The sequence below is a fragment of the Peterkaempfera griseoplana genome (assembly GCF_001418575.1).
Taxonomy (GTDB): Bacteria; Actinomycetota; Actinomycetes; order Streptomycetales; family Streptomycetaceae; genus Peterkaempfera; species Peterkaempfera griseoplana.
Map to the genome: position 1 here is coordinate 15,154 of NZ_LIQR01000321.1, position 13,152 is coordinate 28,305.

The window sequence follows — 13,152 nt, forward strand, 5'->3', positions numbered from 1 at the left end:
GGGCGCGGCGAGTCACACGCGGGCCCGGGGCTGCCCGGGCGGGCCGCCGGGGGCGGGTGCCGGATCCGGTAGACTGGGTGCTGATCGAAGGGGAGTAGCCCTCCACCGGACCGTCGACATACTGGCCGCCCGCTGACGCGGAAGGCCCGGCGCCCGGGGCATCGAACTCGGTGCCGGCGAGACCTTCGGCCGCAGTGCTGTTGCCATGCGCTGCCGTGCCGAAGCGACCCCGCAGGTGGTCACGCCGGTACGGGAGCCTGACCTCCGAGGAACAACCCCACCGATGAGTCTCACCATCGCCGCGATCACCTTCGGCATCATCTTCGTGGCCGAACTCCCCGACAAGACCGCGCTGGCCAGCCTGGTGCTGGGCACCCGCTACCGCGCCAGCCACGTCTTCGCCGGCATCGCCGCCGCCTTCGCCGTCCATGTGGCGCTGGCGGTGGCCGCCGGCAGCCTGCTGGCGCTGCTGCCGCACCGCTGGGTGGAGGGCGTCGTCGGTCTGCTCTTCCTCGGCGGCGCCGCCATGCTGCTCTTCCAGCGCGAGGAGGACGAGGAGGGGCACGCGGCCAAGGAGCCGTCCTCCAACTCCTTCTGGAAGGTCGCCGGATCCGGATTCCTGCTGGTGCTGGTGGCCGAGTTCGGCGACCTGACCCAGATCGCCACCGCCAACCTGGCCGCCCGCTACGCCGACCCGTTCTCCGTCGCCGTGGGCTCCTGGCTGGCGCTGTGCGCGGTGGCCGGCGTGGCGATCGTGGGCGGCCAGAAGCTGATGAAGCACGTCCCGCTGCGGGTGATCACCAGGGTGGCGGCGGTGGTGATGCTGGTGATGGCCGGTGTCAGCATCGTCGGCGCGATCAGGGGCTGACCCGCACCTCCTGCAGCAGACCCCAGGTGAAGTCGGCGACCGCCCGGTGGAGCACCCCGTCCGCGTCCGGCGCGGTGAAGGCCAGCCGCCACCGGGTCGGCGCGGTCCCCTCCAGCGGCTGGGCCGGGGGGAAGGCCGCGGCCAGGTCGGCCACGGTGCAGCTCCAGGGGTCCAGCTCGGCCAGGGTGCGCGGTACGGGCGGCGGCGAGCCCGCCGCCCGTACCAGCCACTCGTTGAACACCGTGCCGCCGGGCCCCAGCAGCACCTCGAAGCGCAGCTCGGGCCAGAGCGGGACCGGCCAGCGCAGCGCCCTCAGCTCCAGGTCGCCCGCCCGTTGCCGCCCGGCCGACTCCGGCGGCCCCAGCACGGCCAGATAGCGCCGTTCGCCGCGCGGGAAGGTCCGGGAGCGCAGCATCGCCTGCCAGCGGCGGTTGGCCTCCCGCATCGCGGCCCGGTCGGCGCCGAGCTCGCGTACGGCCTCCTCGACCAGCCCCGGATGGAAGTCCGCCATCCTGCGGAGGAGCACCAGCTGGAACTCCAGGGGGCCGAAGCCGTTGATCGCCATGGCCCCAGGATGCCGCCGCGGGGCGCCGGACGGTGACTCAGGAGGTCTCCTGCTCCAGCCGCGCTCTGGTGTTGGGGCCGTAGACGCCCCTGGGGTCGCCCTGGATGTTGCGCGACTGCTGGAACTGCGCCACCGCGTCCGCGGTCCTCTGGTCGTACTGGCCGGTGGGCTTCCCGCGGTAGATCCAGGCGCGGCGGAGCCGCCGCTGCAGGTCCTCGACGTCCGGCCCGCTCATCCCCAGCGACAGGGTGCGCGGCCCGGTCGAGGAGGCGGTGGCGCTGGGCGTCCGGGCGGGTGAGCTGGTCGCGCCGGCGGACGGTCTGCCGGTGGCCGCCGGCGGCGTGACCTGGGGCACGAGCGGAGCGGAGGTCGCCGACGGGGACCCGGTCGGACGGGCAGTGGTGGGAGCCGCGGTGCTGGGGGAGGCGGAGGCGCTGGTGGCCGGGGCGCTGGTCGCCGGGGCCGTGGCGGCGGCGACGGCCGTCCCGTGCGGGTGCGCACCCCTGGTGGCGGGACCGGGGCTGAGCAGGCTGGGGTCCGCGACCAGAGCCGAGACGGAGGGGCTGGGATCGGCCACCCGGTGGGAGCCGTCTCCCGAGCCGGAGAGCGCAAAGCCGACACCCGCGGCGGCCGGGACCGCGACCGCGGCGACCAGCAGGACGGCGCGGTGCCGTCTTCGGCGGTAGGCGGCCTGCCGCCCGGCGGCACGAGAGTACGCCACATGTGCGGGGACGCCGTGCTCGTCCATCGGGAACATGCCCAGGTCGTCGGCCGCGGGTGCGCCCTGGTCGGCTGTCCGGGGCGGCAGCGGGGGCCGGCCGGGGACGGGAGGCTCCGGCGGGGGCAGCACCGCTCCCTCGGGTTCGGCCGGGGCATGCACATAGGGCCGGACCAGCGGTGGGCCCTCGATGTGCGGCAGCACCGCCGTGTCCGTGAGGTCCGACGCGCAGGAGCACGGGCCTGCGGCGCGCGCGGCGCCGCAGGAGGGGCAGTACTGTCCCGGCATCCGACCGGTCCTCCTCGATAGCGGAACCCCTGGCCGCCGGACGGGGCCGCACAGCGGTGCGGCGGGCATGCAGGCCTCGGTCGCGCCCGATTATGCAGGATGATCAGCTGATCTCACAGCGTCAGCCTGATGGTGGGACAGCGACTGCCCGGCTTGGCGTGGTACGACCGAAGCTTCCGCTTCGCCCCCCGGCGGGTCGAAACCGGCAAACGCTGACAGACTGGGCTTACGGAGGGTCGGCCACCAGCCACCCCGTCGCTGTCAGGAGCTTGCATGGCCGAGCGTGCAGCCGAGCCCGAACGCAGCGGATCCGCAGTGCCCGCAGGCGCGACCCGCATCCCTTCCACCCCCGCGGGGACACCGCCCGCCGGGGCGGTGCACAACCTCTGGGTACCCATCGGCGCACTGCTGCTGGCCATGCTGCTCGCCGCCCTGGACCAGACCATCGTCTCCACCGCGCTGCCCACCATCGTCAGCGACCTCGGCGGCCTGGAGCACCTCTCCTGGGTGGTCACCGCCTATCTGCTGGCGTCCACCGCCGCCACCCCGCTGTGGGGCAAGCTCGGCGACATGTACGGGCGCAAGCGCCTCTTCCAGGGCTCCATCGTGATCTTCCTGGTGGGCTCGGCGCTCTGCGGCATCGCCCAGGTGATGGGTGAACTGATCGCCTTCCGTGCCCTGCAGGGCCTGGGCGGCGGCGGACTGATCGTGCTCACCCAGGCCATCGTCGGCGATCTGGTGCCGCCCCGCGACCGGGGCCGCTACCAGGGCCTGTTCGGAGCCGTCTTCGGCGTCACCAGTGTGCTGGGGCCGCTGCTGGGCGGTCTCTTCGTGGACCATCTCAGCTGGCGCTGGGTCTTCTACATCAACCTGCCCATCGGAGTGGTGGCCCTGCTGGTGATCGCGCTGGTGCTGCCCAGCACCGTCAGCCGGCAGCAGCACACCATCGACTACGCCGGCACCGGCCTGATCGCCGGGGTCGCCACCTGCCTGGTGCTGATGGCCTCGCTGGGCGGCACCACCTGGCCCTGGTCCTCCTGGCAGGTCGTGGGACTGGGTGTGCTCGGCCTGGTCCTGCTGCTGCTCTTCGTCCAGGTCGAACGCCGCGCCCCCGAACCGGTGCTGCCGCTGCGGCTCTTCCGGATGCGCACCTTCACCCTCGCCGCGGTGATCTCCTTCGTGGTGGGGTTCGCCATGTTCGGTGCGCTCACCTATCTGCCGACCTTCCTCCAGGTGGTGCACCAGGTCTCGCCGACCCTCTCCGGCGTCCACATGCTGCCCATGGTCCTGGGGATGCTGCTCACCTCCATCGCCGCCGGGCAGATCGTCAGCCGCACCGGCCACTACCGGATCTTCCCCATCGCGGGCACCGCCGTCACCGCCGTCGGACTGCTGCTGCTCTCCCAGCTCGACGAGCACAGCGGCAACCTGCAGATGAGCCTCTGCTTCCTGGTCTTCGGCCTGGGCCTCGGCCTGGTGATGCAGGTTCTGGTCCTGGTGGTGCAGAACGCCGTCGGCTACGAGGACCTGGGGGTCGCCACCGCGGGTGCCACCTTCTTCCGTTCCATCGGAGCCTCCTTCGGGGTCGCCGTCTTCGGCACCGTCTTCGCGAGCGGCCTGCGCGACCGCCTCGCCGACGCCCTCGCCGGACTGCGACTGCCCCCCGGTTTCACCCCCGCCACCGTCACCGGCGACCCGCGGGCGGTCGGCACCCTGCCGCCCGCACTCCAGGGCGTGATCCACCACGCGTACGCCGAGTCCATCACCCGGGTCTTCCTCTACGCCGTGCCCATCGTGCTGGTGGCCTTCGTCCTCACCTGGTTCCTCAAGGAGGAGCCGCTGCGGCAGACCGTCACCACCCCCGACCTCGGCGAGACCATCGGCACCAACCCGGTCGAGCGCTCCTCCGCCGACGAGGTCGCCCGCGCCCTGTCGCTGCTGGGCACCCGGGAGGCCCGCCGGGACCTCTACCGCCGCATCACCGTGAGTGCCGGGCTGGACCTGCAACCCGCCTCCAGCTGGCTGATCCTGATGATGCACAAGCACGGCAGCGTCACCCCCGGCGACATCGCCGACCGCGGGATCCTCCCCCGCCAGGTGGTCGAGAACGCCGCGATCGAGGTGGAGGGACAGGGACTGGCGCGCCGCAACGGGACGCTGCCGATGCGGCTCACCCCGAACGGGGAGCAGGTGGCCGTACGGCTGCTGGCGGCGCGGCGGGCGCAGCTCGCGGAACTGCTGGGGGACTGGGACGACTCCCGGGACGCGGAACTCTCGGCGCTGCTCACCCGGCTCTCCACGGCCACCTGCGGAAACGAGCACGACCGTCCCGTGTCCGGCTCCACCGGTACGGCCGCGCCCCGCCTGGTCTGAGCCGCCACCAAAGAGGTTGCTGGTTCAGAGATGGGTGGTCAGGCCGAAGACGACGAGCAGCAGCGCATAGCAGGCCACCACCGCGGCGGTCCCCGCGATGTGCACCCGCCGCGGAGCGGTGCCCGCCGGGACCAGCCAGAACCCCAGGACCCGGTTCACCAGCGGCATCAGCAGCCAGGTCAGGATGGAGACGCTGAGGATGTTGCTGATGAAGAGTGCGGCGTACCCCGGCACCCCGGCGTCCTTCAGGACCCCGCCCACCGTCAGGGTCAGCACCATCACCGTGGGGTAGAGGGCGAGGAGCACCGACATCGCCTGCTTCCACTTCGGCGGGAGCACCGCCCGGGCGTCACCGCCGAAGCGGAACCAGCCGCCGAACGAGGAGCCGACCTTGCGGACGTCGAACGAGGCCACATAGCGCCGTCCCTCCTCCAGAAGCCGCTTCCTCGCCTCGGAGTCGAGCCAGGCGTCCAGATGGTCGCGGGTGTCGAAGCGGAACACCGTGACCCAGTTCTGCTGGACCCCGGGGACGGGCTCGAAGGACTCGGCCCCCATGTATCCCGGGAACCGCTCCTGCACACGCTCGATCTTGCTCTGCCAGCGGGCGAAGTCCCGTTCCCGTCCGGGCAGCACCCGGTGCGAGACCACTGCGGTCACCACGTCCTGGGTGGCGGACTCACCGGCCACCACCTCATGGGTGGGCGGTGTCTCGAACAGCGGCCGGCCCTCCTCCAGCAGCGCGCTGCGCTCGGGGGACTCCAGCCACGCGGTGAGCTGGTCGAGGCGGGTGAAGCGGAAGACGACCACCCAGTCGCCCCCGGCGCCGTGCGGCGGGTACACCTCGGTGCCCTCGAAGCCGTCGAAGCCGCGTGCGGCCTCCGTCGTCCGGTCCTGCCAGTGGCGGTAGTCGTCCACCCGGTCGGCGCGGACCCGTTGTGAGAGGACCGCCGTCGCGCTCTCGTCGGGAACGCCGCGACTTGCATCACCCTTCACCCTGGCCACGCTAGCCAGAGGGGATATACAAGGCAACTCAAGTCACACAGTGCATATGTGACTCGGAGGTCGCGGTATGGACCAGCACGGCACGGACCAGCACAGGGAGTTCCTCGCCGAGGCGGTCAGACTCGCCACCGACTCCGTGGTCAACGGCTGGGGCGGCCCCTTCGGGGCGGTGCTCACCCGGGACGGGCAGATCATCGCCCGCGGCCAGAACCGGGTGCTGCTCACCGGCGAGCCCACCGCGCACGCCGAGGTGGAGACCATCCGCAAGGCCGTCCAGGTCCTCAACCCCGAGGCGCCCTCGGTCCCGGAGGGCCACCAGAACGAGTCCACCCTGGCCTACATCCCGCGGCCCGAGGGCTCACCGGACCTGCTGCCGGAGCGTGCCCGCATGCTCGCCGGATGCTCGATCTACATCAGCGGCGCGCCGTGCCCGATGTGCATGAGCGCCATCTACTGGTCGCGGATCGACCATGTGTACTTCAGCCGCGACCTGGAGGACACCCGCAAGATCGGCTTCGACGACGCCTTCCAGTACGAGGACTTCGCCAAGCCCTACGACCAGCGGCGCATCCACATCGAGCAGATCCTCCCCGAACTCGGCGCCCCGGCCTACCAGGCATGGATGGACAAGCAGGACCGCCACGCCTACTGATCCCCCGCCCTCGGCGGTCGCCGGGGACCCCGACCTGCTGCACCGTCCCCGAGGCCGGCCGTCGGGGCGGCTGCCGGTCGGGCCTCGCGGGCGTCGGCGGGGCCGATCCGCACGGCGCCACCCCGGGAGTCCCGCTCCTCACCCGTGCCACCGGGGACGGTGCCGTTCCGCTCGGCGAGGCCGTGGACGGGCCCGCCGGGTGCCCCCGCGTCAGGGACCCGTAAGAGCGCCCGGCTGCGGCGTCAGGGCGGCGTCAAGGACGGCGGATCCCTGGCACGGCAGCGGTTTCGATGGACGCGGACACCCGCCGGGCCCGGCGGTCGCCCGTGCAGCGCCCAGGGTGGTGGGCGTGGGCAGCCCGCGGGTGTCCGCCGGACCACAGGGACAGCAGCGAGGACTCGACATGGACGCGGACAACGCGGGCGCACACCGCATCGTGGTGGGGGTGAGCGGCTCACTGGGCAGCCTCGCGGCACTGCACCACGCCGTGGACCGGGCCCGGCGCACCGGCGCCGAGGTCCTGGCGGTGCTCGCCTGGGAGCCTCCCGGCGGGGAGTTCGGCTACCGCCGTACGCCCTGCCCGCCGCTGCTGGAGACCTGCCGGGGACTGGCGGAGGAGCGGCTGCGCACCGTGGTCGAAACCGCCTTCGCCTGCCGTCCGCCCGACGTCCGGCTGGGCACCCTGGTGGCGTACGGCCGGCCCGCCGAGGTGCTGGTGCGCACGGCCGACCGGGGGGACGACCTGCTGGTGGTGGGGCGGGGGCCGAGCGGCCTGCTCCGCCGGATGCTGCACCGTCCGGTCATGCCGGTCTGCGTCGCGTACGCCTCCTGCCCGGTGCTGGTGGTGCCCCGGCCGCCGCTGCTGCGCGATCTGGAGGCGGTGCACCGCCGCAACACCTGGCGGCTGCCGGTCGAGGCCGGGGAGCTCGGCGGGAAACCCGGGGGCCGCGCCCGCCGCTGACGGCGGCCATCCCCGCACGGGGCCGCCGCCGCTGGTGGGCTGGGCAGCTCGGCGCCTCCGGCCCCGGAGAGGGGACGGAGGCGCCGAGCCGTGGTGTCGTCAGGTCGCGAGCAGCCGGGTGACCAGGCCGCGGTACTTCTGCAGGGTGAGCCGCAGTTCCTCGGTACGGGTCCCGTCCTCGCCCTGCCAGCTGTCCCGCAGCGTGCGGCGGCGCTCCTTGAGCCCTTCGGCGATCAGGGCCGAGACCTCGTCCAGGAGCCGGTCGGCCTCCTCGACCGAGTGCTTGGGGCCGTCGACGAAGCCCACGAGGATGTCGTGCCAGCGGGCCTCCAGCGCTTCCGAGGCGTGGCCGGGGAGCAGCTGCTCCTCCTCCTGTGCGGCGGCCGTTCCGCGCCCGGTGGACCGGTCGGCGGCCGGGGTGGCGGTGGTGCGGGCGGTCGCGGCGGTGCCGGCGGTCCCGCCGTTGCCGTATGTGCCGGCTGCGGCCGGTCGTGCGGCCTTGCCGTCGGTGCGCACGATGGTGCCGTCGTCCGTTGCGGGAAGGCCGGTCGCCGCCGGTCGTCCGGCCTTGCCGTCGCTGCGGCCCGTGGTGTCGTCGGCGGTTCCGCGCGTGCCGGGTACGGCCGGTCGTGCGGCGGCCTCGCCGTCGGCGCTGCGGCCTGCCGTGCGGAGGTCGGTTCCGGGGGTGCTGCGGGGGGTGGTGAGGGAGGTGGCGGCCGGACCGGCCTGCTCGCGGACCGCAGGGTCCGGGGTGCGGTCCGGGGTGCCGGGAGCATCCGCAGCCCCGGCGGCCGGGCGGTCGGAGACCGGGGTCCCGGAGGCGGCCGGTGTGCGGCCGGCCACCGTTCCGTCCTGGTCGCCGGTGCCGGTCGGGTCCTGTGCGCGCCGCAGCGGTTCTGCCTCGCGTTCGGTGATTCTGCGCTCGCCCATGGCGGTCTTCCTTGTCTCCGGGGTCACGACGGTGTGGTGGAGCGGTTGCTGCCCGCGCCGGCGTCCACCAGTTCGGTGAAGAGCTCGCGGGCGTTCACGACGGCCTCGCGCATCTCCTCGGTGCCGGCTTCGCCCTCCTGGGCCCTGCGTGCGACGTCGCGGGCCCGGCGGTAGCCCTGCAGGGCGCGGGCGTGGTCGACGGAGAGCGCGGCCAGGTTCTCGTCCTGGTCGTCGGACGGGTAGCCGCGGTCGTGCATCACGCGGCCGATGAGCCGGTCGGCGTCGGCCAGCGCCTGCGCCGGGGTGTCGACGAACTCCTCCTGGATGTCCGTCCAGTCGGCCCGGTAGCGTTCGCGGGCCTCGGCGGAGAGCGGCCTGACCTCGAGGTCGCGGCGGCGCCGCAGCCTCTCCTCGAGGTCCTGTTCGGCCGCCTTGGCGGTGCCGTGCGCCGCGACCGCCCGGTGGTACTCGGGGCCGAACTGCCGCCTGAGGCTGCGGCTGTGCAGCTGTGGACGCAGGGCCAGGGCGACGACGGCCGCGACGACGATCACGGCGACCACGATGACCGCGACAGTCGCGACTGTGGACATGACAAGCCTCCTGACGGCTGTGGAGGCCGGGGCGGCCTCCGCGTTGACCGTGAGTAGTCGGTGCATCAGGCGGCTTGCCCGAAACGCCCGGCCCAAACGCGGACGGCCCGCGATCAGCCGCCGGAGGCGTCAGCCGCGGCGGGGGAGGAGGCACCCGCGGAGGCGCCGGGGGCGTCCCCCGCCGGGGCGTCCCCGGAACCGTCCGTAAAGACGACCGGGGCGGCGAAGGCCGCCCGGCGGGTGGCGCGGCGCAGGGCGCGCAGCACCGGGGTGCCCAGGGTGAGGCAGAGGACCACGGTCACCGCGGCCCGGGGCAGGTCCCAGCCCATCGAGGTCGCCAGGCAGTACGCGACGAAGCGGGCCAGGTTCTCCGGGAGCGGGTCACCGGCGACAAAGGAGACCGAGCTGCTCATCCCGCCCAGGTAGGGCCAGCCCTGAAGGTTCATCACCGTGCCGTACAGCAGCGAGGAGACGGCGCCGTACCCGGCCAGCAGGACCAGTTCCCGGCGGCCGCGCAGCCCGGCCGCACCCGGCAGCAGCCCGGCGCCCGCGCACACCCACCCCATGGCCAGCATCTGGAACGGCAGCCAGGGCCCCACCCCGCCGGTCAGCAGCGCGGAGGCGAACATCGAGACCGCCCCCAGCACGAAGCCGAAGCCCGGGCCCAGCACCCTTCCCGAGAGCACCATCAGAAAGAACATCGGCTCGATCCCGGCCGTGCCCGCCCCCAGCGGCCGCAGCGCCGCGCCCGCGGCGGCCAGCACCCCCAGCAGCGCCACCGACTTGGCGTCCATCCCGGCCTCGCCGCCGGACGCCGCACGGCCCTCGGCGATCTGGGCCACCACCACGGCCAGCAGCAGCGGCAGCAGGGCCGCGAACAGCCAGGGGGCGTCGGCGGAGTGGCCCACCAGGTCCCCGCCCGGGGCGGCGAGCAGCGGCCAGCCGAAGGCAGCGACGCCCACGGCGGAGACGATCAGCAGGGCGGCCGCGGAGCGGCTCCCCAGTGGCACTGGGCGGGTGGCGCTCACGCGGGCACCTCCGGCTGGGCGGCGGCGAGGGCGCCGCGGACCTGCTCGACGGTCAGCCAGGGGTCCGGCGCCAGCACCTTGGCGACCTGCGGGGCGAACGCGGGGGAGCCGGTGACCACGGACCCGGTGGGCCCGTCCGCGACGACCTCTCCCTCCGCCAGGATCACGGTGCGGTCGGCGAGTTCGGCCGCCAGCTCCACGTCATGGGTGGCCAGCAGCACGGCCCGGGACCCGTCGGCGGTCAGCTCGCGGACGATCTCCACCAGCCGCCCCTTGGCGGCGTAGTCCAGGCCGCGGGTCGGCTCGTCCAGCAGCACCAGCGGCGGACGGGCGGTCAGCACCACCGCCAGCGCCAGCGTCAGCCGCTGCCCCTCGGACAGGTCACGGGGGTGGCTGCCGTCCGCGAGGCCCGGTAGCAGCCGCTCCACCAGGGCCCGGCAGGTGCCGGGCGCGGCACCGCAGTCCTCGTCGGCGGAGGAGCACTCCGCCGCCACCGTCTCCCGGTAGAGCAGGTCCCTGGGGTCCTGCGGCACCAGCCCCACCCGGCGCACCAGCTGGGCGGGACGGGTGCGGTGCGGGACCAGCCCTGCGACCCGTACCGAGCCCGCGGAGGGGCTGTGCAGCCCCACCAGACTGCCCAGCAGGGTGGACTTCCCGGCGCCGTTGCGGCCCATCAGCGCGGTGACGGAGCCGCGGTGCAGGGTCAGGTCCACACCGCGCAGCGCCGCCACCGGTCCGCGCCGCACCGCCAGGCCGCGCACCTCGGCGGCGGGCTCGCCGGACGCGTCCGCGGCGGTGCGCTGGACGGGTACGGCGCCGCCCAGCCGGGCGCGCAGCGGCGCGGCCCGCCGCCGGGCGTCCCGGATCGACAGCGGCAGCGGCGACCATCCCGCGGCCCGGCCGAGGCCGACCACCGGGGGGAAGACCGGTGAGGCCGCCATCACCTCGGCGGGCTCACCGACCACCGGCGGCAGTCCCGCACCGGGCAGCAGCACCACCCGGTCCGCGTACTGCACCACCCGCTCCAGCCGGTGCTCGGCCAGCAGCACGGTGGTGCCCAGGTCGTGGACCAGCCGTTGAAGCACGGCCAGCACCTCCTCGGCGGCCGCCGGGTCCAGGGCCGAGGTCGGCTCGTCGAGCACCAGCAGCCGGGGGTTCACGGTGAGGACCGAGCCGATCGCCACCCGCTGCTGCTGGCCGCCGGAGAGCGCGGCGATCGGCCGGTCGCGCAGTTCGGCCAGGCCCAGCAGGTCCAGGGTCTCCTCCACCCGGCGGCGCATCACCTCGGGCGGGGTGCCCAGCGACTCCATGCCGTAGGCGAGTTCGTCCTCCACGGTGTCGGTGACGAAGTGGGAGAGCGGGTCCTGCCCCACGCTGCCCACCACGTCGGCCAGGTCGCGCGGCCGGTGGGTACGGGTGTCCCGCCCGGCGACCGTGACCCGGCCGGCCAGGGTCCCGCCGGTGAAGTGCGGCACCAGGCCGCTGACCGCGCCCAGCAGGGTGGACTTGCCGGAGCCGGACGGCCCGACCAGCAGGCAGAGCTCCCCCTCGGGGATGTGCAGATCCAGCCCGGCCAGCGCCGGACCGGCCGCGTCGGGATAGGTCACCGTGACCTGCTCGAAGGTGATCAACGGCGGATGTCCTTCCCCGGCTCGGGCGGCAGCGGCGCGGCCACCGCCGGAATCAGGCCCAGCAGTACGGCGGCGGCGGGCAGCAGCGGCAGTGCGGGCATCGTCAGCGGCACGGCGGGCGGGTGGAAGGCGGTGGCGTCCCTGGTGGACAGCCACACCGTCAGCGCCGCGACCGCCGCCCCGGAACCGGACACCAGCCACTCCCGCAGCGCCCAGGGGTCCGGCCGGTAGCGGGTCCGCAGCGCCCGGCGGCCGCCCAGCACCAGCCCGCCGGCGGCCGCGGCCAGGCCGGCCGCCAGCAGCGGCAGCGCCCACACCGTCCCGGTGTCGGTGAGCAGCCCGTAGACCGCGGCGCACACCCCCGTCAGACCGGCCAGGGTCAGTACGGCCGTGGTGCGGCGGATCGCCGGGGCCACCTCGGCGGTACGGCCGAAGCCCCGGGTGTCCATCGCCGCGGCCAGCCCGACCGACCGTTCCAGGGCGCCCTCCAGCACCGGGATGCCGACGCTGAGCAGCGCCCCGAACCCCCGGTCGGCGCGCCCGCGCAGCCGGCGGGCCGCCCGCAGTCTGCGCACGTCGGCCACCAGATGGGGGGCGAAGGTCATCGCCACCACCACGGCCACCCCGGCCTCGTACAGTGCCCCCGGCAGCGCCCGCAGCAGCCGCGCCGGACTCGCCAGTGCGTTGGCGGCGCCGACGCAGCCGAGCAGCACGGCCAGCTTCAGCCCGTCGTACAGCGCGAAGACCAGGGCCTCGGCCGTCACCCGGCCGCCGAGGCGCACCCCCTGCGCCCACCCGGGCAGCGGGATCTCGGGCAGGGTGAAGAGCACTGTCGTACCGGGGATCGGTGAGCCCAGCAGCACCGCGAAGACCAGCCGGATGACCAGCACCAGCAGGCCCAGTTTGAGAAAGGCGCCGTAGGAGCGGGACCACGGCGCCGCGCTGCGCCGGGCCGCCACCACATGGCCCGCGACGGCCGCGGTGAGCAGCAGCANNGGCGGCGGTGGCCAGGCCCAGGGCCCACAGCCACCAGGCGCCCGGGTGCAGCCGGCGCGGACCGGCCGCGGGACGGGCGGTCCGGCGGCGTTCCACGACGGGGAGCGGGGCCACGGCCGGTCAGCGGTTCCGGGTGCGGCGGGCCTGGACGACGGCGCCGGCGGCGATCAGGACGACCAGGGCGCCACCTGCGGCGAGCCCCAGCGCGGGACCGTTGCCGCCGCCGTTGCCCTTGCCGGAGGCGCTCGGGTGCCCGGCGGGCGCTGCGGCGACCACCTCGCCGCAGCCGGCCGAGGGGTAGCCGGCGATGGCGCACAGCACGGCGTTGGAGTCGTAGCGCAGCGGGGGGACGGTCTCGGCCAGCACCTCGGCGCTGCTGGCGCTCGCGGGCACCACGGCGCAGAGGGTGCGCTGCGCCGGGGGCTGCTCCCCGGTGGCGGAGTCGGCGGTGGTGCCGAAGTCCAGCACCACGGCCACGCGCTTGCGGCCCGCGCGGGGCGGGGTGGCGGCGCAGATCGACGCGAAGTCGCCCGCGGCCCGCGGCCGGGCG

General features: G+C 74.7%; 12 protein-coding genes and 1 pseudogene. 4 read left to right on the forward strand and 9 right to left on the reverse strand.

Going from position 1 to position 13,152, the window contains the following annotated elements; all coding sequences use genetic code 11:
* The first annotated feature begins 283 nt into the window (after positions 1–283).
* Positions 284–868 (forward strand): TMEM165/GDT1 family protein, encoded by a 585-nt coding sequence (locus AOK09_RS23440; protein ID WP_055589211.1) that lies wholly within the window; start codon positions 284–286, stop codon positions 866–868.
* Here AOK09_RS23440 and AOK09_RS23445 read toward each other — a convergent pair.
* Together AOK09_RS23445 and AOK09_RS23450 are read right to left on the reverse strand one after the other, a co-directional pair.
* Positions 858–1,433 carry a hypothetical protein gene (locus AOK09_RS23445; protein ID WP_055589212.1) on the reverse strand — a complete coding sequence of 192 codons (576 nt, stop codon included), beginning with the start codon at positions 1,431–1,433 and terminating at the stop codon, positions 858–860. The two genes, AOK09_RS23440 and AOK09_RS23445, sit on opposite strands and share 11 nt — an antisense overlap.
* A gap of 37 nt (positions 1,434–1,470) precedes the next feature.
* The gene (locus AOK09_RS23450) at positions 1,471–2,439 is read right to left on the reverse strand and encodes a peptidoglycan-binding domain-containing protein (protein ID WP_055589213.1); all 969 of its coding nucleotides are present in this window, start codon (positions 2,437–2,439) and stop codon (positions 1,471–1,473) included.
* Positions 2,440–2,712: 273 nt separating this feature from the next.
* On the opposite strand from AOK09_RS23450, the gene AOK09_RS23455 reads away from it, so the two are divergent.
* Positions 2,713–4,812, forward strand: coding sequence for an MDR family MFS transporter (locus AOK09_RS23455; RefSeq protein ID WP_079063357.1), 2,100 nt, complete (start codon positions 2,713–2,715; stop codon positions 4,810–4,812).
* Positions 4,813–4,836: 24 nt separating this feature from the next.
* On the opposite strand, the gene AOK09_RS23460 is transcribed toward AOK09_RS23455, so the two are convergent.
* Positions 4,837–5,805: an antibiotic biosynthesis monooxygenase gene (locus AOK09_RS23460; RefSeq protein ID WP_055589222.1), complete on the reverse strand. Its 969-nt coding sequence runs from the start codon at positions 5,803–5,805 to the stop codon at positions 4,837–4,839.
* Between the two features lie 76 nt (positions 5,806–5,881).
* Here AOK09_RS23460 and AOK09_RS23465 point away from each other — a divergent pair, with 76 nt between their 5' ends.
* Together AOK09_RS23465 and AOK09_RS23470 are read left to right on the forward strand one after the other, a co-directional pair.
* Positions 5,882–6,466, forward strand: a complete 585-nt coding sequence (locus AOK09_RS23465) for a nucleoside deaminase (RefSeq protein ID WP_055589214.1) — start codon at positions 5,882–5,884, stop codon at positions 6,464–6,466.
* Positions 6,467–6,869: 403 nt separating this feature from the next.
* Entirely contained in the window at positions 6,870–7,427 is a 558-nt protein-coding gene (locus AOK09_RS23470; protein ID WP_055589215.1) for a universal stress protein, read from the forward strand.
* A gap of 99 nt (positions 7,428–7,526) precedes the next feature.
* Here AOK09_RS23470 and AOK09_RS23475 read toward each other — a convergent pair whose 3' ends face one another.
* From AOK09_RS23475 to AOK09_RS23500, 6 genes and pseudogenes are all read right to left on the reverse strand, one after another.
* The gene (locus AOK09_RS23475) at positions 7,527–8,357 is read right to left on the reverse strand and encodes a hypothetical protein (RefSeq protein ID WP_055589216.1); all 831 of its coding nucleotides are present in this window, start codon (positions 8,355–8,357) and stop codon (positions 7,527–7,529) included.
* Positions 8,358–8,380: 23 nt separating this feature from the next.
* Entirely contained in the window at positions 8,381–8,947 is a 567-nt protein-coding gene (locus AOK09_RS23480) for a hypothetical protein (protein WP_055589217.1), read from the reverse strand.
* Positions 8,948–9,060: 113 nt separating this feature from the next.
* Positions 9,061–9,975 carry an ECF transporter S component gene (locus AOK09_RS23485; protein ID WP_245687440.1) on the reverse strand — a complete coding sequence of 305 codons (915 nt, stop codon included), beginning with the start codon at positions 9,973–9,975 and terminating at the stop codon, positions 9,061–9,063.
* Positions 9,972–11,606, reverse strand: coding sequence for an ABC transporter ATP-binding protein (locus AOK09_RS23490; RefSeq protein WP_055589219.1), 1,635 nt, complete (start codon positions 11,604–11,606; stop codon positions 9,972–9,974). Before AOK09_RS23490 ends, AOK09_RS23485 begins: the two co-directional genes overlap by 4 nt.
* 23 nt (positions 11,607–11,629) lie before the next feature.
* Positions 11,630–12,600: pseudogene (locus tag AOK09_RS23495) on the reverse strand (energy-coupling factor transporter transmembrane protein EcfT); the annotation flags it as partial.
* A 122-nt stretch (positions 12,601–12,722) separates the two neighbouring features.
* On the reverse strand, positions 12,723–13,152 hold a 430-nt coding region (locus AOK09_RS23500; protein WP_245687442.1), incomplete at its 5' end, for an SCO2322 family protein.

Bases quoted from the DNA above. Each gene is read 5' to 3' on its own strand.
- AOK09_RS23440 (WP_055589211.1), top strand. From the start codon at position 284: ATGAGTCTCACCATCGCCGCGATCACCTTCGGCATCATCTTCGTGGCC.
- AOK09_RS23445 (WP_055589212.1), bottom strand. From the start codon at position 1,433: ATGGCGATCAACGGCTTCGGCCCCCTGGAGTTCCAGCTGGTGCTCCTC.
- AOK09_RS23450 (WP_055589213.1), bottom strand. From the start codon at position 2,439: ATGCCGGGACAGTACTGCCCCTCCTGCGGCGCCGCGCGCGCCGCAGGC.
- AOK09_RS23455 (WP_079063357.1), top strand. From the start codon at position 2,713: ATGGCCGAGCGTGCAGCCGAGCCCGAACGCAGCGGATCCGCAGTGCCC.
- AOK09_RS23465 (WP_055589214.1), top strand. From the start codon at position 5,882: ATGGACCAGCACGGCACGGACCAGCACAGGGAGTTCCTCGCCGAGGCG.
- AOK09_RS23470 (WP_055589215.1), top strand. From the start codon at position 6,870: ATGGACGCGGACAACGCGGGCGCACACCGCATCGTGGTGGGGGTGAGC.
- AOK09_RS23475 (WP_055589216.1), bottom strand. From the start codon at position 8,357: ATGGGCGAGCGCAGAATCACCGAACGCGAGGCAGAACCGCTGCGGCGC.
- AOK09_RS23480 (WP_055589217.1), bottom strand. From the start codon at position 8,947: ATGTCCACAGTCGCGACTGTCGCGGTCATCGTGGTCGCCGTGATCGTC.